This window comes from Fervidobacterium islandicum, assembly GCF_000767275.3.
GTDB lineage: Bacteria > Thermotogota > Thermotogae > Thermotogales > Fervidobacteriaceae > Fervidobacterium > Fervidobacterium islandicum.
Map to the genome: position 1 here is coordinate 1,283,854 of NZ_CP014334.2, position 25,593 is coordinate 1,309,446.

General features: G+C 40.6%; 26 protein-coding genes. 6 read left to right on the top strand and 20 right to left on the bottom strand.

The features are described from left to right. Positions 1-10: 10 nt before the first annotated feature. From porA to NA23_RS06090, 5 genes are all read right to left on the bottom strand, one after another. Positions 11-1,180, bottom strand: coding sequence for a pyruvate synthase subunit PorA (porA, locus tag NA23_RS06070; protein ID WP_033191870.1), 1,170 nt, complete (start codon positions 1,178-1,180; stop codon positions 11-13). A gap of 12 nt (positions 1,181-1,192) precedes the next feature. Beyond that, the gene (locus NA23_RS06075; protein WP_033191871.1) at positions 1,193-1,543 is read right to left on the bottom strand and encodes a 4Fe-4S binding protein; all 351 of its coding nucleotides are present in this window, start codon (positions 1,541-1,543) and stop codon (positions 1,193-1,195) included. Next, positions 1,536-2,111, bottom strand: coding sequence for a 2-oxoacid:acceptor oxidoreductase subunit gamma family protein (locus NA23_RS06080; protein ID WP_033191872.1), 576 nt, complete (start codon positions 2,109-2,111; stop codon positions 1,536-1,538). The genes NA23_RS06075 and NA23_RS06080 overlap by 8 nt, the downstream gene beginning before the upstream one ends. 146 nt (positions 2,112-2,257) lie before the next feature. Beyond that, positions 2,258-3,859, bottom strand: coding sequence for a glycoside hydrolase family 57 protein (locus tag NA23_RS06085; RefSeq protein WP_033191873.1), 1,602 nt, complete (start codon positions 3,857-3,859; stop codon positions 2,258-2,260). Between the two features lie 2 nt (positions 3,860-3,861). Beyond that, complete coding sequence (locus tag NA23_RS06090) at positions 3,862-4,653, bottom strand: DUF4912 domain-containing protein (RefSeq protein ID WP_033191874.1); 792 nt, start codon at positions 4,651-4,653, stop codon at positions 3,862-3,864. Positions 4,654-4,781: 128 nt separating this feature from the next. Here NA23_RS06090 and NA23_RS06095 point away from each other — a divergent pair, with 128 nt between their 5' ends. Then, positions 4,782-5,711 (top strand): DDE-type integrase/transposase/recombinase, encoded by a 930-nt coding sequence (locus tag NA23_RS06095; protein WP_249476980.1) that lies wholly within the window; start codon positions 4,782-4,784, stop codon positions 5,709-5,711. 285 nt (positions 5,712-5,996) lie between these two features. Here NA23_RS06095 and NA23_RS06100 read toward each other — a convergent pair whose 3' ends face one another. From NA23_RS06100 to NA23_RS06145, 10 genes are all read right to left on the bottom strand, one after another. Further along, positions 5,997-6,779: an ATP-binding cassette domain-containing protein gene (locus tag NA23_RS06100; protein WP_084384059.1), complete on the bottom strand. Its 783-nt coding sequence runs from the start codon at positions 6,777-6,779 to the stop codon at positions 5,997-5,999. After that, positions 6,776-7,426: an amino acid ABC transporter permease gene (locus NA23_RS06105; RefSeq protein WP_033191875.1), complete on the bottom strand. Its 651-nt coding sequence runs from the start codon at positions 7,424-7,426 to the stop codon at positions 6,776-6,778. Before NA23_RS06105 ends, NA23_RS06100 begins: the two co-directional genes overlap by 4 nt. A gap of 109 nt (positions 7,427-7,535) precedes the next feature. After that, on the bottom strand, positions 7,536-8,288 hold the full coding sequence (locus tag NA23_RS06110; protein ID WP_033191876.1) for a basic amino acid ABC transporter substrate-binding protein: 753 nt from the start codon (positions 8,286-8,288) through the stop codon (positions 7,536-7,538). Positions 8,289-8,432: 144 nt separating this feature from the next. Further along, positions 8,433-9,224, bottom strand: a complete 792-nt coding sequence (locus tag NA23_RS06115) for a hypothetical protein (RefSeq protein ID WP_033191877.1) — start codon at positions 9,222-9,224, stop codon at positions 8,433-8,435. 15 nt (positions 9,225-9,239) lie between these two features. Continuing rightward, on the bottom strand, positions 9,240-11,261 hold the full coding sequence (glyS, locus tag NA23_RS06120; protein WP_033191878.1) for a glycine--tRNA ligase subunit beta: 2,022 nt from the start codon (positions 11,259-11,261) through the stop codon (positions 9,240-9,242). Then, positions 11,254-12,108: a glycine--tRNA ligase subunit alpha gene (locus tag NA23_RS06125; protein ID WP_033191879.1), complete on the bottom strand. Its 855-nt coding sequence runs from the start codon at positions 12,106-12,108 to the stop codon at positions 11,254-11,256. The genes glyS and NA23_RS06125 overlap by 8 nt, the downstream gene beginning before the upstream one ends. A 45-nt stretch (positions 12,109-12,153) precedes the next feature. Beyond that, on the bottom strand, positions 12,154-13,050 hold the full coding sequence (locus tag NA23_RS06130) for an AEC family transporter (protein ID WP_249476982.1): 897 nt from the start codon (positions 13,048-13,050) through the stop codon (positions 12,154-12,156). 11 nt (positions 13,051-13,061) lie between these two features. Further along, positions 13,062-14,489 (bottom strand): hypothetical protein, encoded by a 1,428-nt coding sequence (locus NA23_RS06135; protein ID WP_033191880.1) that lies wholly within the window; start codon positions 14,487-14,489, stop codon positions 13,062-13,064. Beyond that, on the bottom strand, positions 14,462-14,698 hold the full coding sequence (locus NA23_RS06140; RefSeq protein WP_052107178.1) for a hypothetical protein: 237 nt from the start codon (positions 14,696-14,698) through the stop codon (positions 14,462-14,464). Before NA23_RS06140 ends, NA23_RS06135 begins: the two co-directional genes overlap by 28 nt. A 34-nt stretch (positions 14,699-14,732) precedes the next feature. Next, positions 14,733-15,503 carry a C40 family peptidase gene (locus NA23_RS06145; protein ID WP_236938330.1) on the bottom strand — a complete coding sequence of 257 codons (771 nt, stop codon included), beginning with the start codon at positions 15,501-15,503 and terminating at the stop codon, positions 14,733-14,735. A gap of 373 nt (positions 15,504-15,876) precedes the next feature. On the opposite strand from NA23_RS06145, the gene NA23_RS06150 reads away from it, so the two are divergent. From NA23_RS06150 to NA23_RS06170, 5 genes are all read left to right on the top strand, one after another. Next, positions 15,877-17,136 (top strand): ABC transporter substrate-binding protein, encoded by a 1,260-nt coding sequence (locus tag NA23_RS06150; RefSeq protein ID WP_033191882.1) that lies wholly within the window; start codon positions 15,877-15,879, stop codon positions 17,134-17,136. A gap of 80 nt (positions 17,137-17,216) precedes the next feature. Continuing rightward, a complete protein-coding gene (locus NA23_RS06155) occupies positions 17,217-18,131 on the top strand; it encodes a carbohydrate ABC transporter permease (RefSeq protein ID WP_033191883.1) in 915 nt (304 codons plus the stop codon). Further along, positions 18,128-18,940 carry a carbohydrate ABC transporter permease gene (locus tag NA23_RS06160; RefSeq protein WP_033191884.1) on the top strand — a complete coding sequence of 271 codons (813 nt, stop codon included), beginning with the start codon at positions 18,128-18,130 and terminating at the stop codon, positions 18,938-18,940. The genes NA23_RS06155 and NA23_RS06160 overlap by 4 nt, the downstream gene beginning before the upstream one ends. A 111-nt stretch (positions 18,941-19,051) precedes the next feature. Beyond that, the gene (locus tag NA23_RS06165; RefSeq protein WP_084384060.1) at positions 19,052-20,056 is read left to right on the top strand and encodes an alpha/beta hydrolase family protein; all 1,005 of its coding nucleotides are present in this window, start codon (positions 19,052-19,054) and stop codon (positions 20,054-20,056) included. Then, positions 20,050-21,069 carry an alpha/beta hydrolase gene (locus NA23_RS06170; protein WP_033191885.1) on the top strand — a complete coding sequence of 340 codons (1,020 nt, stop codon included), beginning with the start codon at positions 20,050-20,052 and terminating at the stop codon, positions 21,067-21,069. Before NA23_RS06165 ends, NA23_RS06170 begins: the two co-directional genes overlap by 7 nt. Positions 21,070-21,075: 6 nt before the next feature. Here NA23_RS06170 and NA23_RS06175 read toward each other — a convergent pair whose 3' ends face one another. The 5 genes from NA23_RS06175 to NA23_RS06195 are packed head-to-tail and all read right to left on the bottom strand — an operon-like array spanning position 21,076 to position 25,522. Further along, positions 21,076-21,546 carry a hypothetical protein gene (locus tag NA23_RS06175; RefSeq protein ID WP_033191886.1) on the bottom strand — a complete coding sequence of 157 codons (471 nt, stop codon included), beginning with the start codon at positions 21,544-21,546 and terminating at the stop codon, positions 21,076-21,078. An 18-nt stretch (positions 21,547-21,564) separates the two neighbouring features. Next, positions 21,565-22,683 carry a prepilin-type N-terminal cleavage/methylation domain-containing protein gene (locus NA23_RS06180; RefSeq protein ID WP_033191887.1) on the bottom strand — a complete coding sequence of 373 codons (1,119 nt, stop codon included), beginning with the start codon at positions 22,681-22,683 and terminating at the stop codon, positions 21,565-21,567. Positions 22,684-22,719: 36 nt separating this feature from the next. After that, complete coding sequence (locus NA23_RS06185; protein ID WP_033191888.1) at positions 22,720-23,283, bottom strand: prepilin-type N-terminal cleavage/methylation domain-containing protein; 564 nt, start codon at positions 23,281-23,283, stop codon at positions 22,720-22,722. Then, positions 23,277-23,687: a hypothetical protein gene (locus tag NA23_RS06190; RefSeq protein WP_033191889.1), complete on the bottom strand. Its 411-nt coding sequence runs from the start codon at positions 23,685-23,687 to the stop codon at positions 23,277-23,279. The genes NA23_RS06185 and NA23_RS06190 overlap by 7 nt, the downstream gene beginning before the upstream one ends. Before the next feature lie 29 nt (positions 23,688-23,716). Further along, complete coding sequence (locus NA23_RS06195) at positions 23,717-25,522, bottom strand: FG-GAP repeat domain-containing protein (protein ID WP_033191890.1); 1,806 nt, start codon at positions 25,520-25,522, stop codon at positions 23,717-23,719. Between the last annotated feature and the right edge of the window lie 71 nt (positions 25,523-25,593).

Sequence of the window (25,593 nt, forward strand, 5' to 3'; positions counted from 1 at the left end):
TTACACCTCCTTATTCTCTCAATCCAAGGTATCTTTCTTCATCGGCGATAAGATTGCCTTTGAAGGCATCTTCGAATGCTTGTCTAATGTGTTCTGGTGTTATATCCCTACCACCGAGACCATAGACATAACTACCCATTTGAGGTCTTAGTGCTACCTCATAGAGTGCAGATTTGACTGCCTCATAAAGTGGAGCTTCCGCACCGAATGATGCTGCCCTATCAAGTACGATAACACCTTTTCTTGCGTTAAGTATTCTCTGTAGCTCGGCTTTAACAAACGGTCTGAATACCCAGGGTTTGACCAAGCCAACCTTCTTACCTTCGGCTCTGAGTTCGTTGATCGTATGTTTAATCGTTCCAGCCGTAGAGCCAAGTGCAACCATTATGTATTCTGCATCGTCAACCATGTATTCATCGAACAAGTCGTACTTTCTCCCTGAAATCTTCGCAAACTCTTCTGCTACTTCTTTGAATACCTTCGGAACATGCTTCATCGCTTCGATTTGCTGTCTTTTGTGTTCAAAGTAGTAATCGTAAAGGTCAAGGGGACCGTAAGTTACGGGTTTAGATGTATCGAGTAATGGGTACATCTTTATTGGCTTTCCGACAAAGTTCTTTACAACTTCATCATCGAGTGTTTCAACTACTTCAACACCATGTGAGATAATGAATCCGTCGAAATTGACCATTACCGGCAGCCTTACATCTGGATGCTCCGCAATTCTGTATGCCATAACGGTAAAGTCGTAGGCTTCCTGAGCGTTCTCCGCCCACAGTTGAATCCAACCGCTATCTCTTTCAGCCATTGCATCGCTGTGGTCACAGTGGATGTTGATAGGACCTGAGAGTGCCCTGTTGGCAACTGCCATTACTATCGGCAGCCTCAAGGATGCTGCGATAAAGACCACTTCGTGCATAAGCGCAAGACCAACGGAAGCGGTTGCTGTAAACGCTCTTGCACCTGCAGCAGCTGCACCAACAACAGCACTCATTGCAGAGTGTTCACTTTCAACAGGAATCATTTCCGTATCGACAACACCATCGGCTACGTATTTTGCAAAATATTCAACAACAGGTGTTTGCGGTGTGATCGGATATGCCGCAACGACATCTGGATTTATCTGTTTCATCGCGTAAGCTATCGCTTCCGCACCCGTAATTGCTTGTTTTAAAGGCATTTTCGCACCTCCTTACTCTTCCGCAAAGTCTGTTTCTGGCTTCATTACTATAGCTCTCTTGTCTTCTGGAGCTGGCTGTTTCGTTTTCGGATCTATGCTCTTTGGACAGACATTTGCACAAAGGCCGCAACCTTTACAGTAGTAGTAGTTGTAACCTCTCATCTTCGGTTTCCCGTCAACAATCTCAACAACTATTGCTTGATCTGGACAATACAACCAGCACTGCATACAGTGTATACAGTTTTCTGCTTGATAAACAGGTCTCATTACCCTCCATGTCCCTGTTTTGTAGGCTTTCGCGTTTCCTGGTTCAACTATCAAACCACCGATTGGTATTTCCTTCCATCCTTTGAGTTCAGGCACTGCAGGTCACCTCCTCGTATCCTCTGTGAAGCGCCCTTATGTTCTTATTGACAACTTCTTCACCGAACTTTTTAAGGAACATGTCCCTAATCTTGTCCTCTACGTATTTGAGATCTATGACACTCGTTACTCTTGCAATAGCGCCAAGCATGACAGTGTTTGGTGTTCCTCTGCCGAGTTCTTCAAGAGCGATATCTGTCGCTTTAACGACGCAAATCTTACCTTGGAATCCTGTTTTTGCTCTCACCCACTCCGTACTTCTTACAGTGTTAACGATAAGTATCGTTTCAGGGGTTGTCCCTGCCAATATATCAGGATTGCCCAAAAGTGTGTCATCGATAACAACAACAAGGTGAGGTTTCTCAACGGAGGAGTGAAGTAGAATAGGTTCGTCAGAGATTCTGTTGAAAGCTTTCATAGGAGCTCCTGTTCGTTCCGCACCGTATTCAGGAAATGCCTGTACATATTTTCCCATGTCAAGTGCGGCTTCTGCAAGCATCTGCGATGCACTTTTTGCACCTTGACCAGCTCGTCCATGCCATCTGATTTCAAATATCTTTGCTGGCACGTTCTTTACCTCCTTTCGAATTTAAGGGTTTAGGAACTGCAAACTTGCTAAAATATTCACATTTCAAAATTAAAGCTTTTCCAACACATAACCCCCGAGACGTTCAACATCTCGGGGGAGTCATTTACAACCAGAAGGCTCTTGAGTTATATCTTTAAATACATTTTGTAATCCGCATCGGGGAATATATCATCAACGTACTCGAGCCTCTGTAACTCCCCGATATCTATATTACCACTTTTTAGCATATCGTACAAGTTTAAGAATCGTTTAATATGCGTTTTGGTTCTGTTAACTGCGTATTCCACACTTGTTCCGGTTGTCATTATAAATGCCCAGTCACTTGATTGGGCAAGCAACAACTCCCTTACCATCTGGTTCAAAACGCGAATTTTCAACGGATCTGTTTCATTTGCATGCTCTTTTGCTGCTTCTGTCATTCTTTCTACCATCTCGTGAAGGTGCGGATAAATCCAATCGTTTGTTCCATTCAACCACACTTCATTGTAACCATTGGCTCCCCAACTCGAAGCAGCCGGGGTAAGTATCTGCACCTTTTCAACCCAATCTACAACATCGCAAGCCCTTGTTACTCTAAGTTTTTGACTCTTAGCTGCTTCCCTCATGAAGTACTCTAAGAAGAACGGACCTTCAAACCACCAATGCCCAAATAGTTCAGCATCAAACGGGGCCACAATGATGGGTTCAAGACCTTCGAATAGGTTGAGCAAATAATCCACCTGGGCTTCTTTTTTCTTCAAAAAGTCTTTCGCATGTTCGTATGCTGTTGCTTTAGCTTCATCGATATCGTAATAGTCTTTCTTATCCAAAGGAGTATCCTTAGAAGTTATCTTGTGGTATTTGATACCGGTATTCATTCTGACGCCACTTGGATCGATATATGGTCTTATGTACTCGTACTCTCTATCAAAACCAATGTCCCTATAGAATTCCCTGTATCTTGAATCGCCCGGATATCCAATCTGCGCACTCCACACCTGCTCGGAACTTTCTGGATCCCTTGCGAATGCAAACACGTTATTCGGTGTAATAATCGGCCTATAGACTCCATACCTCGGTCTTTCATCAGCGTACCAAAAAGCATGAGAATCAACAAAGAAATATTCGATACCGTATTCCGCTAAGTACCTGTCAAGACCCGGGAAGTAAGCACACTCTGCCAACCATATACCACGCGGTTTAACACCTATGTGTCTCTCGTATGTTTTGACAGCCTGTTCTAACTGCGCACGAATCGCCTGCGGGTATTGCTCCATAAATGGCAAATAACCGTGCGTTGCATTACAGGTGATTATGTCTAAATAACCCCTTGCCATGTATTCTTTGAAGCCATTAAGAATGTTCTTCTTATATTGTTCCTTGAATATGTAAAGTGTGTCTTCAAACAGTTGTAGATAATATTGTGCCATTTTATGTTTCTTCGGATGTTCGTTCGTAGTTCTTGTTACTTCTTTTCGTGAAAGTTCTATCAATTTTTCCAAATGTCTTTCATACTTATTCTGTAGATCTGGATTTGCAAGCATTTCCATCAACGGCGGAGTTATTGACATCGTGAGTTTTACAGGTACTTTGTCTTGCTCCAAGTTTTTGAACATCCTTAAGAGTGGAATGTATGTTTCGGTGATGGCTTCAAACAGCCAGTGCTCTTCCAAGAAAAACGGATACTCTGGATGGTGTACGTATGGTAGATGGGCATGTAGCACGAACATCATTTGTCCACGTGGCATATTTACATCCCCTTCCCACTAAGTCGTATAACGCTGATGCTTCCGGCACTCGAAATCCGAAAAAGATGCTCCAGACCTTGGATAGAGCCCCCGATTCTTTCAACAATAGGTGTTAGCATACCTTCAGATGGCATCACTATCCTTCTTCTCTTCCTAAGGTCTAGCCACCTTTCTCTTGTCGATTGACTTGGCGAGTTCACAGGAACCCTACACAGATTCGATCTGAGCAGATGTTTGTAATTACCATTTGAATCGTAGTACCCAAGTTCAGCTAAATAGTGTGCTCCGGGCATTGGAACATTCATGTAATAATTTTTCAAGGAAGAAACATCTATGTTTACCTCGAATGTTCTGTGCGCATTTGTCCCATCAAATTCTATGAATGTAACATCGTAAACTCTCAACACTACTTTTCTCACTTCGTGTGACCTAAGGAATTCTCTATTAGCGGGACTGAGGTCCCAGTAAACGTGAATCCAGAACGGATTAACTGGCATGGCAACAAGTTTGTCCTTGTTATAATTTTCAGGAATGCTGATATCTTCTCGAACTGGCTGGGAAGTCAACGAAGGCTGACCCGATGAGGACGTAGAAGAGGAAGGTCTTGATTGACTTGGTTCTTCTGGTTGCACCGTTTTAACTCTCTCGACATACCTTTCAATCAGTTTTCGCACATCGTTCTTTGTCATCTGCTTTTTAACTGCCAAACCGAGTTCTTTTGCCTTCGCTTTCAGTTCTTGGATCGTCCGCTCCTGACTTAACCATTCTTCCAAGTGCTTTACTATGTTTATCATAGGTTCACCCCCCAGGCTGTGGTGGATGCTGTTAACTAAAAGTATTGAAAATTTCCAAAAACCGTATTATCTTCTTATTAGTGGAACACCCCCCACCATCAATTCTCACAAAAAGGAGGTACTCCACTATGCAAAATTCTGTAGTCTCTTGCCCCAAATGCGGCTCTACCAACATCTACAAAAACGGTCATGATAAGTACGGTAACCAACAATACTTTTGCAAAGACTGTAAGCGCACTTTCAGACTTGTTCATTCAAAAAAACACAAGCTCTTCTCTTTCCCTTATCCTAAATGCCCTGTCTGTGGAAAAACTATGCAAATCCACAAAATCAAAAAAGCCTTCGTTAAGTTCCGTTGCCGTTCTTGCCATACCAGAGACGAAATCCCAACTAACTTACCTCAATTTGTCCCTCTTCCTTTCGACTCTTTCAAGTTCTTCCGTTTCCCTATCTTTATTGTCCTTAAAGCCTTCGTCCTTTATTTCAAAGCTGTGTCCTTGCGTTCCATCAGAGACTCACTTAATATCAAAGTCTCTCATGTCGCTATCTACAAGTGGATCCTTAAGTTGTCTTGTTTCTTTTCCATCCTCGTTCCTGTAGATGCTTTCAAAGTCCATGGTGATGAAACTGTCGTTTTGTTTAAATCCAAAAAGTACTACGTTTGGTTCTTAGTTGAGCACGAGACGAATCTTATTGTTGCTTGGCATGTATCCAAATATCGCGATATGGGTCAAGTGAAGATATTGTTAGAGAAGTTCTTTGGTAACAACGAAAGAACAATCGAACTAATTACAGATGGACTTGGTGCATATGGTGCAGTGAAGATACTATACAAGAATATCAATCATATTGTTGTGAGACTTGGGCAAAACAATCAATGTGAATCGAAGTTTTCGTTATTCCAAGACTTTGTACGAGCCAAGCGTGGATTTAAGAATATTGACAATCTTCCAATGTACGTAAACAGTTTTTGTGTAGTGAGAAATCTCTTGAAACTGAATGGCAATGATATTGCGCGTGTTATGAGTGTTCTATTGTCTTCCATCACTACAAGTTAACAGCATCCTGTGGTGTGGTTTTGCTTTTCACGTAGAATGTTACTACAAGTGAGCGGAGTTGTAAAATGTTGTAATGAATCAAAATGTACATATATTTTTCTATAAATCGATACAGTTACAAATATATAGTTATAATTATAAGATTACAACTAACGAACGCAGTTTAAAAATATGTTTCCACTTCTAAAGTTGACTATTTATCAATAAAAAAGAGCCCGAATGAGGGCTCTTTTAAAAAACCGAGTGAAAAAATTTATTTAAGATTGTTTGAACCAGGAGCATCAACTATTCCAGTATTCTTCTTAGAAATTCCCTTGTTCGTTGCTTTTTCGGATTTTTCAAAATCTCCTCAGGAGGACCTTCCTCCTCGACAACACCTTCTGAAATAAAGATAATGCGGTCGGTGACGTCCCTTGCAAATCCCATCTCATGCGTAACAACAAGCATGGTCATCCCACTGCGAGCAAGATTTTTCATAACGTCTAGAACCTCACCTACAAGCTCAGGGTCGAGTGCAGATGTAGGTTCGTCAAAGAGCATAATTTCGGGATCCATCATCAAAGCTCTCGCAATTGCAACTCTTTGTTTCTGACCACCTGAAAGTTGTTCCGGGTAAGCCTCTATTTTATCAAGGAGTCCTACTCTACTTAACAGTACCTTTGCTTTCTTTACTGCTTCATCTCTCGGCATATTCTTAACCTTAGTTGGTGCAAGGATGAGGTTATCGAGCACATTCATGTGCGGAAACAAGTTGAACTGTTGAAAAACCATACCTATCCTTGCTCTGAGCTGATTTACATCGTATTCATTAATATCTACACCGTCCAAGTATATTTGTCCGCCCTGATATTCTTCAAGTTTATTTATACACCTCAAAAGGGTGCTTTTCCCTCCGCCACTAGGTCCGATGATTACGATAGTTTCACCCTTCTTGACTTGAAGATTAATACCTCTCAGAACTTCCAGCTTTCCAAAACGTTTTACCAAATTCTCTATTTTAATAATGATTTTTTCCGAATTCTCGTTGAACTGGTTCACTCCACTCTCCACGGTGTTAAAAACACTCATGCTGTAGCCATCCTCCTTTCAATGTACCTGACAATACGAGAAATAACAAATGTCATTATGAAGTATATGAAAGCTATCCCGAAGTAAATGGAGAACGTTTGAAATGTTCGAGATATTATGAACTGTCCGCTTCTCATTAACTCCGAAACACCTATAACGGACGCTAAAGAGCTATCTTTTGTGAGGGTTATAAATTCATTGCCAAGTGCCGGTAAAATGTTTCTAAAAGCCTGTGGAAGTATGATATATCTCATCGCCTGCCAGTGAGTCAAACCAAGCGATCGCGCAGCTTCGTACTGACCACGTGGGATTGATTGAATTCCGGCACGAACTATCTCCGCAATATATGCACCACTGTTCAAACCAAGCGCTGTAATCGCTGCAGGGTATGGAGCAAGCTGAATACCAAGTTGCGGTAAACCAAAGTAGATGATAGAAATCTGAACTAAGAGTGGTGTACCCCGAAGGAACTCCACGTATGCAGTACAAGGATAGTTTATTAGTTTGACCTTCGATAGTCTGCCCATACCGATGAACGTCCCGAGTATTAAACCAATTCCAACGGAAAAAGCAGTGAGCTTAAGAGTTTCCCATGCACCAACCAAAAGGAACGGAAAACTTCTCAGTAGTTCAACCAACGCTTCCACAACCTTCCCTCCCGCAAAAAACCTAAAATCACATCCAAAAACCTATACTATAATCAAGAAAACAAAGAAGCCCCCTTTATGCTTCGCACATAAAGGGGGCATTCAGTACTTATTCAAACCATTTTTGAAGTAATTTGTTGTATGTTCCGCTGGATTTCAGAATATCGAGTGTTTGGTTTACAAAATTAAGCAACTCTTTGTTTCCCTTTCTGACAGCAATTCCGTACGTCTCACCAGTGTCAATCACAGAGCTTATTACAAACTTTGGAAACTTCTTTACATATGCCTTTGCCGGAGCTTCATCGAGCACAACCGCATCAACGCGTGCATTTTGCAATTCTAAGAAGGCATCGGTGAATTTCTGGAATCTCACTACTTGTATGCCATTGATCTCGCTAACAACGAGGTCTCCAGTTGTTCCTAATTGGACAGCTACTTTCTTTCCGACAAGTTCCTCTAGTTTCTTTGGCTCGAATTTTCCGTCTTTCCTCACTACAATAGCCTGGTTCGCTTCGAAATATGGTTTCGAAAAATCAACGACTTTTGCCCTTTCTTCAGTGATAGTCATACCTGCAATAGCCAAATCGATCTTACCCTGCAAAAGGGCTGGTATCAGACTATCAAATGGTAGACTTACGATTTCAAGCTTTACTCCGAGCCTTTTTGCAAGTTCGTTAGCAATGTCGATATCAAACCCAACAATTTGGTTTTTCTCGTCAACGAATTCGAATGGTGGGAATGTTGGCTCAGTACCTACGATCAATTTTCCTCTTTTCTTAATCTCCGTTAGACTCTGAGCAAAGCTCAGGGAAATCGAAAGTACTAAAATACTGACAAGCAAAAGCCCAAGAACTTTTTTCATGATCCATCCCTCCCCTAGAATAAGAGTATTGACAAAAAAACGAAAACATTTACCAACCGTATTAGCCTCGTTTTAGTTGCAAGGATGCAAAAACGTCTAATAAGACTATAACGTTTTGATGGTTACTAATATTGGTAACTTCCCCTACATCTGTGCCGAAACTATCCAGCTAAATTCCCCGCTTTGGAGATTGTATTTCCCAAGTGTATTGAAGAAATTGGTTGCAAACCCCAATCCAACAACCCAGTCGCAACTGTACGGCTGCCCGACGTATATGTAGAATAATTGCACCGGCAGTGCCAACTCCCATGTGTAATTAAACTCCCCGTTAACTACCTCTTTAATATTAGGGACAGTAAACCTAAACAAGAAATATCCGAGACTGTTGTCCTCTATTCTGAAGTTTGCGCTTGCATCTAAAAGGTCTACTTGGTCGTTGATTATAAGCTTGCCTGATTGGTCTTTTGTTAAAATTTTGGCATTCGTGTAAGAAATTTCCACTCTCGACCACGAAGGAAAGAGGAAAGAAGTTTTCTTGTAGCTTGCGATTCCAGCAGATACTACAGGTATTTCGTAAGCATCAAGTTGTGTTATTTGTTCTAAACTTGGGACATTGGAGCTAAACGCAAAGAAAAGGCCTCCAAAAGAAATCCCCGCGCCCAAGTAAATAGGACGGCCAAGTGTAAATTCTGTAAAACCTTTTGTAGAACCGATAGTTCCTACGGAGAGATTAAGGCCGAAGAGCTCCAGATGTGCCTCAATACCTATTCCGTATGTGTTTTCCAAAGCTTCAGGAACCAATGCTAATCTTATTAAATAAGGCTGAGCAACAACACTCGATGGTTTTGCAACATGTAATATGCCTTCAGAGCTTGATCCCTGAGCATAGAGAAAAACAGACGTAATACACAAAAACGCTATCACAAATTTCCTCATGTTTCTCGCCTCCATTTAAGAGTCTTTCTCACGGTTGACCTTTTCTATCAGGCTTAGGTCTCCGAATTCGGAAAAAAGTGTATCTATTGTTTTTAGTAACCCTAATCTGTTAAGCCTTATATCCTCTTGTTCCACCATTACGAATACTTTGTCAAAGAATTTATCTATAAACGGTCTAAGTTCTGTTATCTTCGCCAATGCATCCTTATAATTAAGGTGCTTGATGTTATCAAGTACGACCGGTTTTACTTCAATGTACTTTTCGAAAAGTTCCCTTTCTTCCTCTTGAACGAATTTTGCAGAATCAAAATATGTAGAATCATGTTTCTTGCTTATGTTATGAACCCTTTCAAAACCAACCAACAGGTGTTCAAATTCTTCGGTTCCGACTAATTCCATGATCGCCTGCGCTGATAAAATTCCTCTCAGTGGTCTGTTCCAAAGTTCTCTAACTGCACGAGCTATATCGTATCTCAAACGTGAGTTGTAAAGCTCAAACCTGTTTTCAAAGAATTCATAAAGTCCTTGTGGTATCTCCCTGTTTAGTTCCTCACACGCTGCAGCTATGACTGGTTTCAGGTCTAAGTCCCAAGAGAACTTTTCAATAATCGCATAGATATCATCAACCTTGCTTCTTAATCCGTATGGGTCCTTTGAACCACTTGGAATGTTCCCAATAACAAAATTTCCAACAATTGTATCAATCCTATCAGCAATACCTACAACCGCACCCTCGATTGTTCCTGGATCGCTTGAATAGTGTTCTTCTATACCCCAGGCAACGTCTTTTGGTTCTCCATCTTTAAGTGCGTAGATCCTGCCCATAATACCTTGCAGTTCTGGGAATTCGTAAACAACGTGCGAACCAATATCAGCCTTGCTAAGTTTCGCTGTCCTTAATATTGTATCACTTCTCTTGTGCAAACTCAAAATGTCAATTATCACCTTGGCTATCTTCTCTATCCGCAATACCTTGTCATATAACGTCCCAAGCTCTTTCTGAAAGACCATCTCTTTAAGTTTCTCGTTGAAACTTTCAAGCGGAACCTTTACATCTTTTTCGTAATAGTACCTGGCATCTTCTAACCGCGCGTTGATGACCCTTTCATAGCCTTTCCTTGCATTACCCTTCACATCTTCTGGCATATCGATGAAAGCCAAGAATAAATTTGTCATTTTTCCGTGCTTTTTAACCGTGAAAGACCTTTGATGATGTTTTATAGTTGTCCTAATCAATTCTTCAGGAAGCTCTAAATACTTTTCCAAGAACTCACCTTGTATCATCTTTGGATATTCCGTCAGTATTGCCACTTCTTCTATCAGAGACCTATCCTTGTCGATTTCATATCCTTGTTTTTCAAATTCTTCGAGCTGTTTTACGATGAATTCCCTTCTTTCTTCTATGTATGGGATAACGTAGTACTTTGTTAGCTTTTCGACGTAATCTTCGTAAGATCCAACCTCGAAGTATTCATCCACAACAAAGCGGTGACCAACTGTTTTGTTAGATGCTTTCAAACCAAAAATCTCCATGTCGACAACATTCGCATTGTATATAGCCAAGACGTGGTGCGGAATTCTTACGAATTCGTATTTCCCGTCTCCCCACTTCATCGGTTTCCTAAACCTCATACCTTGAATTATCTGTGGTACAATCCTTTTTAGAACATCCTCAGTCTTCGCACCCTTTTGTACTTTGGTGATATATACATAGTTCTCTATAATTTTGACATCGTCAAGTGTTGATTCGTTCGATTTCAAAAACCCAAGCAGCGCCTTCGTAGGCTGACCATCTTTGTCGTACGCTACATTTACAGCTGGACCTTTTTTCTCAACAACCTTGTCTGGCGTAGATTCAGAAAGTCCGCCCAAGACAAATCCAAACCTTCTTGGAGCCACGAAAATTTTAAACGTTTCAAATTTAACCCCTTCATTATTTAGCACCTCAGGTATTTTTTCGGAAAGTTGCTGAATTATGCCCGGAACTTCCGTAGTTGGAAGTTCTTCAACTCCTAATTCAAAGAGGAATTCACTCATTTTTACCACCCTCCGCTTCGATGAATAACTTTGCACACTGGCTTGCCATAGACCTTATATCTCGTATAAACGTCTGCCTTTGGGCAACGCTTATCGCATTTCTTGCATCGAGCAAGTTGAACGTATGCGAACATTTCAGCAGCTGCTCGTAAGCTGGGAAGATCAAACCTTTTTCTATCAAACGGTCAAATTCTTTCCGGTATATGTCGTAAAGAGTAAAAAGCGCATCCGTGTTTGCTTCCTCGAAGTTGTAGATAGAAAATTGCCTCTCGTTTTCTTTAAAAAGTTCACCGTATCTGACATCCTTGTTCCACATGACGTCGTAAACGTTATCAACGCCCTGCAGGTACATGGCTATCCTCTCAATTCCGTACGTAATTTCCAGAGGGATCTCGGGCAGTGAGATCCCACCTACTTGTTGGAAGTACGTGAACTGCGTAATCTCCATTCCATCGAGCCATACTTCCCAACCAATGCCCCACGCTCCGAGTGTTGGGGATTCCCAGTTGTCTTCCACAAAGCGTATATCGTGCTCTCTTGGATCTATTCCAAGTGCTTTCAGAGACTCCAAATAAAGTTCTTGAGACCTTTCTGGATGTGGTTTCAAAATCACTTGATATTGATAGAATCTCTGCATTCTATTTGGATTTTCACCGTACCTTCCATCGGTAGGTCTTCTGCTCGGTTGAACAAATGCAACGTTCCACGGTCTTTTTCTCAAAACCCCGAAGAACGTTGAGGTGTGGAACGTACCTGCACCCATTTCCATATCGTAAGGTTGTTCAATAAAACAACCTTGGCTTGCCCAGAATTCATCAAGCGTCTTTATCACGTCCTGTAAGTACACTTTGAGTTCCTCCCTTCAAGTTTATAAATTCTCCAACCATTATATTCAAAAAATCCTTTCAATTACATACGCCCACAACGGAAGTGTTATCAAGGAAAATAACGTTGTAATTGCAACTGTCATTCCTGCTTTGGAAACGAGCTCCTTTTTGAAAGCTCCTATCACAACAACGCTATTGACCCCTATCGGCATTGCACATTCTAAAAGAAAAACTTTTGCTTCCAGTGGTTCAAAAAGAAGCGCTATCGGTAGTAAGACCAGCGGAACTAACAACAGTCTTTCCAAGACAATAAAAACATAATCCTTGATTGTCGAAGTCTCAAAATTAATCCTGGAGATACCCAACCCAACTTGTAAGAGCAAAAATGGAATTGCCATTTCCCTAAGCCAGTTGAAAGCTGTAAGCACACCAACCGGTAGTTGCTTGTACGAAATTCCAGCCATCCCTAGTCCCCAACCTAAAATGATAGCGTAAAGAAACGGCAGTTTCAGAACATTTTTCAACTCAAACTTCCCTCTAATCAATGCCGGTAAGAATGTGCTACCAAAAAATACGTTTATGAAAGAGTAAACCACGCCCAGCGCAAGGGCTTCTTCTCCCCAAAGTGCAAGTAATACGGGATAGCCAAGATAACCTGAATTAACATACACATTTCCCGTAAAGAAGATTTCCCTTTCTTCTTTGTGTAATATCGAAAGCAGGAACGATAAAATAAACATCACAGAAAAGCCAAGCCCGTAACGTAGGAGCACACCCGTTGTGGGGATGTAATCGTTCATGAAAGCAAAGGTCACAACTGGTGCCATCAACCAAGTAGCGATTTTATTAAATAAAGTTATATCGTCTTTGAACAACTTTCCGTACATGTAACCAACGAACATCATTATAAAAGAAGGCACTACAGCATTGAACGCTTGCCTTATCAATTCTATTTCCCTCACTTTTTTGAAATTCAGAAAGACTTGCTGAGCAACACTCCTATATTAACCGAAAAGAACGGTATATTGTTGCCGTGTTGCGGTCTCAAAAGTGGCTTTTTTACGTTATCAGAATCGATTTCAACAAGAGTTGAAACATTCCAAATAAAACCTGCACTTAAAGAAGCGAATAATTTAACTCCATCTGAAATAACAGGAGAATAAGAAATCTCGCCAACAGCACGATATTCTCTTACTGGATCGTCGAGAAGATGTGTTCCGGGTATGTACGTTGTTCTGTCATTCCACGCATTAACAGGTGACCTCTCACCAAGGACAACAAATTCAAAACTCGTGTTCAAATCAGGAATATCAGAAGGTACGTAGCTGAACATAAACGCGATGTTATTCTCTCCGTATTTATATCCTGCGTACACGAATTCAAGTGGTAAAATCATGCTGGTGTTGTAAACAAAATCCGTATAGTACGTGTACCCGTAAAACCTCTGGTTGCCAGACTCTGCCGATGGCTGGAACGTATACTTCGTGGCTCCTGCATGATAAAACCCGAATGTTCCGATACTCGTTTTCTGAACAAGACCCAGCGACCAAGCGATCTTATCAGGATTTTGGTAACTTTCCGGATGAAGAAATCTGTTCATATTTATGTCATCTACAAGGACCTGTGCGCAGTAATAATTCTTTCCATCATCGTAATCTAAGAAAAATCCGCTTATATAATTCGTCTCCCCCAGACCCTCAGGATAAGGCCTTCCCGCATCGTTTACGTATTGGATGAAAAACGAAGGAAGAGGATTAGCAAAATATTCAAAACTAAAATTCTGACCAGCGTATACACTTACATCCTGATAACCAAAGCGTAGATTACCAAGTCTCAAAGCGTACACCTTATAATTCGCACTTCTTAACTTTTCTCTTGTGTCCAAGCCAGCTTCTGAACGATTACATAATTCTATCCATCTGGTCACGTAAAAGAACTTTCCGTCGTCGTAAGTGAAATCCAAAACATTCCTTGGGATAGGTACGGAAGATATAAAGAGCGAATATGGACTATCCACTACATCTTGCAAGTGTGTTTTACCAACAGAGATGGAAAGTGAATTATTTTTGAAGGTTATAGAGCCTTCTTTGAAATTAAAATAGTACCCTGCATAGTAACTCTCTGAAAATGGATCGTTGTACACACCATCGTTTCTTGCCGACATGATGGCTTTGAATTGGAAAGCTTCTGAGGAGTGATTTATTCCGATATCGAAGTTAAAAAATCCCGCAGGAGTATTTAGCCGCTCAAGGTTATAAATCGTGAAGATGCTCTCCCCGATGTTGTAGCTTGCTGTAAGTGAAAATTCCACAGCAAACCCTGTTAATACTAGCCAAGGTTGTAAAAGCAAGAAAAATAGAAGAAGTGCTCTTTTTATGCTTCTGATTCTGGATTCTTCCATATGGTCTTGCCCCCGTGTGTGATTAACTTTACTTCCGATGGTATCGAAATGCCTTGGTTGATAACTTCTATTATCAAATCAACCGGAAGCGAGGTTTCAAACCAGACCTCTTCTATCTTGATCTCCTCCCAGCCTCTATCAGCAAACCTCTGTATAACCTTTTCAACTGCCTTCCTGTATTTCTCAAAATCCATTTCGTACTTTCCCATAACCCCACCTCCAATGTACTTCTTGCACACAATTTTACCATGTGGAAGTCACTCTGCAAACTTTCCTGATTCGAGATTTCAAAAACTTACCGTAATCTTCCTCATCCAGATCCGTCACAGCCACACACATATCGTGCCCATTCGCATGTATAACCTTCCTGTCACCGATATACATCACAACGTGACCCTCCATGTACATCAAATCTCCTGGTAGTAGCTTTTCTCTTTCCTCGACTGTGGCAACTGATGGGAGTTTATCTTCTTGATCACCCGCATCCCTTGGAAGGTCTATATTAAATGCTACATCGTACAGGCGATTCACAAAACCAGAACAGTCAAACCCATACGAAGACGTTCCACCCCAAACATACGGAACTCCAAGCAATTCAAATGCGAGTTCAACCACGGATCGAAAATTAATAACTGGTTCATCAACTAAAGTATAGGTCTTCCCATTAGGTAACAGAAAATCCCTGTAATTTTCGGTATATAACCTACTTCCAAAAGGCAGTATGAAATTTACAAAGCCTTGAACTTTGCAAAAAGGAGCTGAAACTTTGAGAACTTCGAGGTTTACAAACTTCTTTTCCTCCTCATCACTTAGGAAATACAACGTATTCCGATTTACGTATCCTTTGTAATCCAGCCTCGCATCCCGAACCAGAATATAATCGGAATCTTTTGGACTGTTTATGTCTTCCAAGACTTCCACGATCTCTCCAAAAACAAGCTGGTGTACTCTTTCACTTCTGAACTTCCTTTCAGCCCGAACATCTGTTACTGGTATCACAACAAGAGCGTTCAAATTCTCATCTCCCCGTAGTGAAAACTCATAAGTATTATACCATACCCTCATTTTAACTTGTTTTGTGTCCCTATTAACAAGATTTAACGAGAAAATTTAACAGAGAAAAAGGTTTATCTTCTTTCCGAACCACTTTTTGCGAAAAGCGATTGTTTTTGATTGATAACATAACTGCGAATAAAAGGTAGCGTTTTGGTATAATATAAGTGATTTGTTTCGGTAACGTTACCAACACTCTCAACACTCCAGTTGTCTGAAAGGACACAAGCAATGCAGGGAGGTGTGAACTGTACGGAGTGCTTTTATCGAAAGCCGAGTGGTGAAAACCTTATCAGTTTGAAACAAAAAGTCAAAAACTTAGGGAGGTGGCCATATGAAAAGGATGTTTGTTAGGATTTTGGTTGTTCTTTTGATCGGACTGTCCGCTCTGTTGTACGCTGAAAAGGCGAAGATAACCATCTGGGCATGGGATCCAAACTTCAACATTCCGATCATGCAAGAAGCTGCGGCAAGATACAAGAAAATCAATCCAGATGTCGAGTTTGAAATCGTGAACATGGCAAAGGCCGATGTGGAGCAAAAACTCAACACGATACTCGCATCGGGAGTTAAGACAGGTTTGCCAGAAATAGTATTGATTGAAGACTACAACGCACAAAAATACCTACAGTCCTACCCAGGAGCATTTGCTGATTTAACAAAGCACTTCACCTGGTCAGAATTCGCACCATACAAAGTGAAACTTATGACCCTCAACAACAAAGTCTACGGGGTCCCATTTGACTCTGGAGTTGCAGGGTTCTTCTATAGAATAGACTACATCGAACAAGCTGGTTTCAAACCATCTGATCTTGAAAATATTACGTGGGACAGATTCATCGAAATTGGCAAGGTCGTCAAACAGAAGACAGGAAAATTCATGATCGCTGCTGACCCGTACGACGGCGGATTGATGAGAATACTCTTACAATCAGCAGGAACATGGTATTTTGACAAATCTGGTAAACCTTATATTGCAAATAATCCTGTTTTAAAAGAAGCTGTAAGACTGTACAAGGAGATTAAAGATTCTGGCATCGCAAAAGAAGTCTCCGGTTGGAACGAATGGGTCGGCGCATTTAATAGGGGAGAGGTTGCGGCAGTTGTTACCGGAGTATGGATCATAGGTTCCATAAAGGCTGAAAAGAGCCAGTCTGGAAAATGGAGAGTTGCCCCAGTACCAAGGATGAACATAAAAGAATCAGTCAATGCTTCCAACCTTGGTGGTTCAAGCTGGTACGTCTTGCAGAACAGCAAATACAGAGACACTGCTATAGATTTCTTGAAGAAGATATATGCGCGCGATTCCGACTTCTATCAAAAGATATTAATTGAGCGTGGAGCGGTCGGAACTTGGCTACCAGCACAGGGCGGTTCAGCTTACAAAGCAAAAGACCCGTTCTTTGGTAATCAACAGGTTTTCCAACTCTTCTCAGAATGGATGAAGAAGATTCCACCGGTGGACTTTGGTGTTTACACATATGAAGCGGATGCCGCAATAATGAGCGTTATGCCAGACGTTTATAGCGGTAAGCTTTCCATTGATGAAGCGTTGAAGAAAGCAGAACAACAGTTCTTGAACTCAATAAAGTGAACTTTCAAAGATCCGGGAAGGTCTCCGGAGACCTTCCCGGATTTTTAATACCTCTCAGAATTCTAAGGAGGATTGGAAAGATGTCTGAAAAAAAGAAGACGCGTGGATTAGAACACATCTGGAGTAAGTGGGGATGGGTATTTATCAGCCTTATGCTATTAGGTATTATTCTCTTTGTTTTTTATCCTATCGCTTACTCTCTTTACCTCTCAACCTTCTCAACAAGAGGTTTTTTAAAAACTTTTGTGGGTTTTGGTAACTACATAAAGCTTGTCCAGGATACGTACTTTGTGCTTTCGTTGAAAAACATCCTTACAATTCTCGTAATCCAAGTCCCCATCATGCTCTTTCTTGCTTTAATCTTTGCCACTTTGTTGAACGACCCAAAGATAAAATTTAAAGGAATATACCGAACTGCACTCTTTCTTCCGGCGGTTACATCCCTTGTTGCTTATACGGTGATCTTCAGAGTAATGTTCAGTAACGATGGACTTGTTAACCATGTTCTTATGTTTGTTGGAATAATAAAAGAACCTATTAGGTGGCTACTAGATCCTTTCTGGGCAAAAGTAACGCTGATAGTAGCACTGACTTGGAGATGGACTGGTTACAATATGATGTTCTATCTCGCAGGGCTCCAGAACATCCCGATAGAAGTGTACGAAGCTGCTGAAATTGATGGAGCTTCAAAAACTGTGCAGTTTTTCAAAATTACAGTTCCATTGCTGAAGCCCATCATCCTTTTCACGACGATTACCTCCACGATAGGTACCTTGCAACTTTTCGATGAACCGATGAACTTAGCGGCTGGCGTTGTAACAGGGTCAAGTGTAGGACCTGGGAACTCGCTTTTGACTCCTTCTGTGTATATATACAACGTATGTTTCAAGTACTCTCCTAATTTTGGCTACGCTTCGGCTATTTCGTACGTTATAGTTCTGATCGCTGCAGTCCTTGCTTTCATCCAATTCAAAGTGGTAGGTGAAAGAGAATGAGTAGAAAATTAAGGTACACCTTCATATACATATTTCTTACGATCTCGGCATTTATATCCGTATTTCCTTTTTACTGGATGATCGTCGGGAGCACGAACAAATCCGTCGATGTTTTAAAAGGAAAACTCTCCTTCGGTACTGAATTTGTAGAGAACTTCAAGAATCTTTGGGAAAATTACAATCTGGGGAAGGTACTTGTTAATTCAGCTAAGATTTCCATATTTGTTGTTGTATTTTCGATAATTGTTTCATCTATGGCAGGATACGGATTTGAAATATACTCCTCCAAAGTTCGGAACAAGGTTTACAGTGCCATTCTGCTCACAATGATGATCCCTTTTGCTGCACTTATGGTTCCTCTTTTTAGGCTTATGTACTTTTTCAATCTCATAGACTCGCACTGGGGTGTTATATTACCAATGATACCTTCTGTCTTCCTCGTCTTCTTCTTTAGGCAGAATTTCAAACAATATCCGAAGGAAATTATTATGGCAGCCAGAGTTGATGGAGCAAATGAACTAAGAATATTCTTCTCAATAGTCCTTCCATCAATGAAGTCTGCTTATGCTGCGGCGGCAATATATGCGTTCATGACGAGTTGGAATGCGTATCTTTGGCCGCTTGTTATTATTCAAAGTGAACAGAACAAAACCATTGTGCTTATGATCTCAAGTATTGCTTCCGGATACACTCCCGACTTCGGGGTCGTGATGATGGCAGTTGTTATAGCTACTCTGCCTATGCTCGTTGTCTTCTTTGCCTTGCAAAAACATTTCGTCCAAGGCGTCCTTGGTTCCGTAAAACAATAAAGAGCAAGACAGAAATATTAAAAGGTTGAAAAAGTGGGCTCGGCCCACTTTTTTTGTTCCCACCGTGGTATAATTTTTACGAAAGACCGTTGAACAAGGATTGTGGAATATATGGATGAAAAGCCCGCTGGTAGTTTCTTTAGAAAAATGGAAAGAGTAGCGAGAATTACAAGACTAATATTGTTACTAAAGGGAATTTTGATACTCTTTTCCCTATTTCTTGCTTTTTCCAATTTCTTGTTATTTTTTATAGTAACTCTGATTCTGAACATTCCACTTATTAGAAAATCTATTCTCGGAAGACTCCCTACCGATACCAAAGAATTAAGAAAATCAAACATTTTAAATTGCAACGAAACCTTTGAGTATGCACCTAATTTATATCTTGATGTCTTCTACCCACCACCTCTCAAATCGATGAAGAAAACCGAAAATATAAAGGGAATTGTACTCTTCGCACACGGTGGGGGATGGATAAGCGGGTACAGAAGACAACCAAACAATATCTCCTGGTACAGGTACCTTGTAAGCAAAGGATTTGTGGTAGCAACTATAGATTATGAAAGAGGATACAAAGCCGGTATAGAAAAATTAATCGAAGAACTTCTCGAGGCTATAGATTTTTTGGAAAGCTACACGACAAAAAGGTTCGGACTTAACCAAAAAGTGTCACTGATGGGACTCTCGGCGGGCGGACATCTTGCTTTGTTAGCTGCAAGTCGCGTGCCTGAGAAGATAAAGAATGTCGTTGCTTACTACTCACCTTGCGACCTACTTGACATCTGGAGCTCAGCTTCTATTTTTGCAAGATTCGCAGCTGCAACAACGCTTAAGAGATTACCAAACAGAGCAAAAGATGTTTACGAACGATATTCACCTATCAACAATATCACCGAGAATTATCCACCAACTCTTCTTGTGCACGGTTTGAAAGATTCTGTCGTGCCATATATCTCTTCTGTAAAGATGTTCAAAAGGCTCAGAGAAAAGGGGCTGGTGGCGAAGCTCTTGATTCATTCGAAAGGTGACCACGGTTTTGAATTCGTATTGAGAGATCAAAAGACAATTGATATAATTCAGAAAACAGCATCGTTTTTGGAGGGAAAATTATGGTGAGCTTTGATTATAGAGGCAAAATAACTGACTTTACACAAGGATACATTATGAAATCAAAAAGATTTCGCGGTATTTACACTCGTTTCCACACATTGTACCCGAACCCAGAAAAGGGGACAGAAATTGTTGAATACTACCTTTTTGATCCAAAAGAGGATCCAGTCGGAATACTATTCATTTTACACGGTCTTGGCACTTCAAACATACCATTTTTACTCTGGATGGCAACACACCTTGCGAATGCTAATGTTAGGGTCGTTCTCCCAATCCTCCCGGGAAATTTCACAAGAGTAGCCCACGGTTCTGTGAGTGGAAAGGATTTCTTCGATGCAGACGTGGATAGAGCAACAAGGTTTTGGGAGCAATCGGTCGTTGATGTTTTGTCAGTCGTTGATCATTTAAAGTCTCAGAACCTTTGGGTTGAGAATTCTCACCTTTTTGGCTTCTGTCTTGGTGGCATGGTTTCAGTCATGATAAATGCTATCCGAGATGACTTCAAAAAGACAATTCTCATGACCGTAGGTGGAGAAATGGCAACCCTTATGTGGCATTCTCCAACACTTGCGTACTTTCGAAGGAGCATCGAGAAACTTAAGTCAAGCGAAAAAACGAAAGGAAAGATAAAACACTTTATCGATGACCAAAAGAAGATAAAAGAGATTTTCGAAGAACAACTTAAGACCTTAAAACAATTCAAATATGTGGAAGAAATGCAAGCAAGTGATATACATCCTTACTTAAAATTAGACCCCATCGCATATGCCCAGTTCGTTAACAGAGAAAAAATCATCTTTGTGGAAGCGTTATTTGACAAAGCGCTTCCACGAAGAAGCAGAAAACTTTTATGGGAAGCACTTGGTAGACCGAAGAGGTACATAATCCCCAGTGGCCACGTCACTTGGCTACCGTTTGGCTTTCTCGTTGGACGTTTCATACTGCAAAATATGGGAATTCGGGAATTTAAGAAACAGATGGAGTTATTGAAGAAAATAGAGCTTGAAGAAAAAAAGTGAACACTATTAAAATCCCGGCCAACCGAAATCGAAAGTTGCGCCAAAAGGTAATTTTTCGCCGTCTTTTTTTAAACCAAATTCCACGGATATGTACTTATCTTCTACGGAGTGCATTACTGTAGTAGACTCAATTATATAATTGATAATTCTTTCCGAACCAGCCAAATTTACCTTCAAATAGTCATCATCTATTATCAAAGCACTCCCTACCTTCGGATTTCCAATCGCATCAACAGGTTGTATGTTATCCCAAAGACCTCCGTTTTCGGTAAGGAATCTCGACCAAATGTTTGCTGCAGACATTATAGCGATACGGCTTTTTTGAGAATCAATAGAAGCTTCTACTCTTTGGCTGATATCTAAGACTTCTTTCATAACCCCTGAAATCATGACCGCTGCAATGGAAGACAGCAAAAGTAAGAGGAGCGCTACCGATATGTTGATGATACCTTCTCTAAAATTTCTGTAATTGAGCATTCTATCACCACCTACTGCCTACTTTGATGCTTGAGGAAAGACTATGAATTTGGTTTTGACTATCTCTCCAGTATTGCCTACCAAAGATCCCCAAGACATTTTCCATTTTATCTTCAGCTCAAGCCCTATGATGTCATCCTTTATTGTTTGGATTGCAGGACTGTTTTTGTAAGTATTCCAATCTGCCATGTTGTCGAATCTTATCCTTCTTTCTTCAATCCCTCCTTCTTCATTTCTGTATCTGTAGACCAGACTAGCTTCGACTTGCTCAACGTTCTCAAGTAGTGTTATCGGAAAATAGTTATTAGTCAAATCCAATGCAGGCATGAATCTTGTCATTGTAAATTTCTTTTCAGTGGAATTGTACTCAATTATGACTTGTCTGAATGAACGCGTAACATAACCGTTGTTAAAGACAGCGTTTTTGAAACGCGCTACAGGGTATACAAACTTATCTTCAGAGAGTAGGTCTAAATCTGTCGATACAGACTGAACAGCAAGATTAATTTCTTTTAAAGTAAACTTATCCGTCGGTTTAACATATCCACCGTTGAAAACCTGACCATTCAAATAATACCTTAGTTTCGCGTACCTAGGCCTGTACTCGGAACTTGAAGGTGACAACGCATTTGTAATTATTGCCCAGCCGGAGGGCCCCAAATACCCACTTTGGAGTGGGGAATAAGTGGGAGGATTGTCGTTATTTCTCTTCAGCACAACGGGATAAGTTATCACATACGTTACATATATCCTGAAACCGTCAGCTGTTTTTTCAATATCTATGCTATCGTACAACCATAGATGATCAGTTATCTGTTTATAATTCTCCCCAGGTCGAGTGTAGCTGCTTGCAACTCCCAGTGTAAACTTCGGCTTTTGAAGTTTCTTGTTAGGATCGTCTTTATACCGTTGATTGACAAGCAAAGATGAACCACTACCAGCCCATTTTAGTTCTCCTTCCATGACGTCGAAAAGAAAATTCACATAGGTATTTGCATAAAGTGACTGGAGCGTAGCTTTCGAAACTTTGTACGACCTCAAAGTCATGTCCACTATCAAGGTGAGAATTCCGAAAAATATCGTTATCACAACCAGACTTATCAATACTTCAACAAATGTATAACCCTTTCTTTTCATAGTCACATGTACCTCCGCAAGTAAGAAGCATGATTTTTATTTTTCGATTATCTTTGGATAAGAATCTTCGATTTTTACAAAAACTGACTTCCCTTGAAGAGAGAATTCAAAGGTACAATTTGAGTACGATACGTCAAAATTAGAGCCTGACAAATGTTTTACAAATATTCCATCTATCGTGTATAAATCTGTAATTCTCGTTACTTCACTTTCGTTGAATTTAAAAATCATTCCTGAGTAATCAGAGTCGCGGAAATCAAATCGTGCGATGTACTCTTCCTTACCATTATTATCCTTCTTATCGGTTTGACCATCAAAATCGTTGTCTATAAACGCAAGAAACTCTCTATCTTCGTACTTGATACACACAATAGAATTACCGTTGAACCCTTCACGTCGTGCATCGGAAAGTAGGAAAAACAGTTTTTGGGAAACAGATGTCAGCTTAGCCTCTGCAGGAAGGTTCTTCGCAAGATTATAAACTATCGGGGTTGCTATTCCCAAAATTAAAGCTATGATAAGCATAGCAATTATCATCTCAGTTAAAGTATATCCACTGCGGAAAATGGAACGGCGCGAACGTTTAGAAAAAATTACCATTGTTTCGGCACCACCCTTGTCTCAATGTAACGTCCCTTTGAATCTGTCACCCTAACGATTACAACAACAGTGTTAGCTAGGCTGGACATATTCAAAGGAGTTGTATCCGCCGGTTCAGAAGTTTGGATGAACTTGCCACGGTAATTTACTGTTTTTCGCGTAATAGTTACCGTGAACTTTTTACCATGGTATTCGATTTGCTTTGACGAGTCAGAAATCTGTGATTGGTTCTGCGTAATTATCTTCTCACATTCGTTAAGAAGAATATCACCGAGCTCAACAAGAGCCTGGTTCTCGTACGACTTTTGGAGCAAGTTGAACGAACTTACCATAGCTATACCTATGGAGAAAGTTATAATGATCATCGCTACAAGAGCTTCAACAAGCAAAGAACCCTTTCTCAAACTATCACCCCTACAACTCTCAAGTGATCTCAAAACTCACTTTTTAACCATCTGAACCCCTTAATCTCTACTCTTGCCGGTGCAGTCCAAATTCTGTAAGTTATCCTTTTCAAATGGGGAGCAGTGTTCTCATTGGCTGGTTTTAAAACTATTATTATTTGTGGATCTGGTGATGGAGTCTCGAGAACTGCTCTGGCTTTCACGGTTTGAGCTGAGGTTATCTGAACTGGATCAAGCATTCTTGGAAAATTATTCGGATCGATAAGTTCGGGTCGGTTAATATATGTTTTAGAATACCTCAACTCAACAGTCCCTTGACCATCTTTGGTAAATTCTAGTTCAACTTCCATGGCTTGCACAAAGTGATTCTGTAGCACACTTCTTGGAATACCTTTTACTACTGTCCCATCCTGAAGTTTGTAATCCACAACATTCGTCAGCTTGTCACTAACAAGTATTCCGGGCTTGATTTCGTACTTTTTCACAGTCTTGGTTACAATTTTGTAGAAGTTTCCGGAATTGTTCCCATCCGCTGCAACAAAGTCCGGTATCCCATCGTTATCAAGGTCACCTATAGTCCCAGCATCAAAGTCAAATGGAGGTTTGTTTTCACTCGAATAGCTTCCCCTAACAAGTTCAAGACTCACAAAACGCGGTTTTCCAGTTGAATCTCTGTCTTTTCCTCTAAACAAGTATATCGAACCACCGAAATTTGCATTTTGTCGCCAAGCATCCGTTCCAACGAAGATGTCTGGATAACCATCTCTATCCACATCCGTAACTTTAATTATTGTTGGAGCAAAAGATGGAAGGCTTTTTGGATTTTTGGAGTTTGGGATTGAACCATCCACCATAGCGGCACTTCCTAAATCTCCGTCGGTTTTCACGATAGCAACTTTTTTTGAAGGATCGTACTTTATCTGATCGTTGACCTTTTCACCATAATATATGAATATACCTCTCTTGTCGGTATTACCTGCTACTATGTCCGGTATCCCATCCCCATTTAAATCCGCAATGTCCAAGACCGCAGCACCTTCAGAAGCAGTTGTACCAATTTCTGAATCAGAGAATAGTAAGTATATTTGTGAAGTAGTAAAAAATCTCCTGTTGCCTTTTGTTGGATCATTCTTCCAAAACCAAACCCTTCCACTCATGTCAGCGTATATGATATCCTTGAAACCATCCTTATCAAAGTCAAAGCTTGCCATTGCACTAACAGTCCAGTTAGTAGAGAACTTACTATCTATTGAAATACTTTCTACAGTAATAACAGGATTTTCAGTCGCGTCTTTGATGAAAGCTGCTTTATTACTAGACTTCTTGGAACTGTAGAAGAATAAGTCGATTTTACCGTCATTATCAAAGTCATCAACGACCAAACTACCCTCACCATTAGATATGGATGGAATGATGTAAGAAGTTTTATCATCGAAATTAATATTTCCCGTGTTTGGCATAGTGTTTCTTTTTACAAAAACTTTCGCGTCGTAAGTTATAGCAATCATATCAGCGTATCCATCTTTGTTAAAATCCACAGCATAAGTGTGTGCTACTCTGGCAAACGGTCCGGCACCTGGTTCAGCATTTATGGTGTCAATTTTGAATTTATTTACAGCCACCAGTGTATTCTGCACAACTCTTACAGATATTTCTTTAGCAAATACACAACCAAACGCACTCTCTGGCTTTGATTGATCATAATTAGAAATGGGATAGTTCCCAACAAACATCGGTTTGCTCCAGTCAATTCCGTGCAGTTGAACTGAAATAAATATGCACAAGGTCAGAGTTAATGTTGATAAAATTTTCAAATTGATTGAAAAGCTTTTCATGTGCTCACCCCTTTCTTTAAGCAATCCCCCCTTTTAGGGGGGAATTGCCTTCCATTCTTTGTTATGTTATC

What these genes read in the sequence shown, in the direction of transcription:
- NA23_RS06095 (WP_249476980.1), top strand. Translation starts at nt 4,782, where the DNA reads ATGCAAAATTCTGTAGTCTCTTGCCCCAAATGCGGCTCTACCAACATC.
- NA23_RS06115 (WP_033191877.1), bottom strand. Translation starts at nt 9,224, where the DNA reads ATGAGGAAATTTGTGATAGCGTTTTTGTGTATTACGTCTGTTTTTCTC.
- NA23_RS06085 (WP_033191873.1), bottom strand. Translation starts at nt 3,859, where the DNA reads ATGCCACGTGGACAAATGATGTTCGTGCTACATGCCCATCTACCATAC.
- NA23_RS06110 (WP_033191876.1), bottom strand. Translation starts at nt 8,288, where the DNA reads ATGAAAAAAGTTCTTGGGCTTTTGCTTGTCAGTATTTTAGTACTTTCG.
- NA23_RS06170 (WP_033191885.1), top strand. Translation starts at nt 20,050, where the DNA reads ATGGTGAGCTTTGATTATAGAGGCAAAATAACTGACTTTACACAAGGA.
- NA23_RS06140 (WP_052107178.1), bottom strand. Translation starts at nt 14,698, where the DNA reads ATGGGAAAGTACGAAATGGATTTTGAGAAATACAGGAAGGCAGTTGAA.
- NA23_RS06090 (WP_033191874.1), bottom strand. Translation starts at nt 4,653, where the DNA reads ATGATAAACATAGTAAAGCACTTGGAAGAATGGTTAAGTCAGGAGCGG.
- NA23_RS06175 (WP_033191886.1), bottom strand. Translation starts at nt 21,546, where the DNA reads ATGCTCAATTACAGAAATTTTAGAGAAGGTATCATCAACATATCGGTA.
- NA23_RS06180 (WP_033191887.1), bottom strand. Translation starts at nt 22,683, where the DNA reads ATGAAAAGAAAGGGTTATACATTTGTTGAAGTATTGATAAGTCTGGTT.
- porA (WP_033191870.1), bottom strand. Translation starts at nt 1,180, where the DNA reads ATGCCTTTAAAACAAGCAATTACGGGTGCGGAAGCGATAGCTTACGCG.
- NA23_RS06185 (WP_033191888.1), bottom strand. Translation starts at nt 23,283, where the DNA reads ATGGTAATTTTTTCTAAACGTTCGCGCCGTTCCATTTTCCGCAGTGGA.
- NA23_RS06150 (WP_033191882.1), top strand. Translation starts at nt 15,877, where the DNA reads ATGAAAAGGATGTTTGTTAGGATTTTGGTTGTTCTTTTGATCGGACTG.
- NA23_RS06100 (WP_084384059.1), bottom strand. Translation starts at nt 6,779, where the DNA reads ATGAGTGTTTTTAACACCGTGGAGAGTGGAGTGAACCAGTTCAACGAG.
- NA23_RS06135 (WP_033191880.1), bottom strand. Translation starts at nt 14,489, where the DNA reads ATGGAAGAATCCAGAATCAGAAGCATAAAAAGAGCACTTCTTCTATTT.
- NA23_RS06155 (WP_033191883.1), top strand. Translation starts at nt 17,217, where the DNA reads ATGTCTGAAAAAAAGAAGACGCGTGGATTAGAACACATCTGGAGTAAG.
- glyS (WP_033191878.1), bottom strand. Translation starts at nt 11,261, where the DNA reads ATGAGTGAATTCCTCTTTGAATTAGGAGTTGAAGAACTTCCAACTACG.
- NA23_RS06195 (WP_033191890.1), bottom strand. Translation starts at nt 25,522, where the DNA reads ATGAAAAGCTTTTCAATCAATTTGAAAATTTTATCAACATTAACTCTG.
- NA23_RS06165 (WP_084384060.1), top strand. Translation starts at nt 19,052, where the DNA reads ATGGATGAAAAGCCCGCTGGTAGTTTCTTTAGAAAAATGGAAAGAGTA.
- NA23_RS06160 (WP_033191884.1), top strand. Translation starts at nt 18,128, where the DNA reads ATGAGTAGAAAATTAAGGTACACCTTCATATACATATTTCTTACGATC.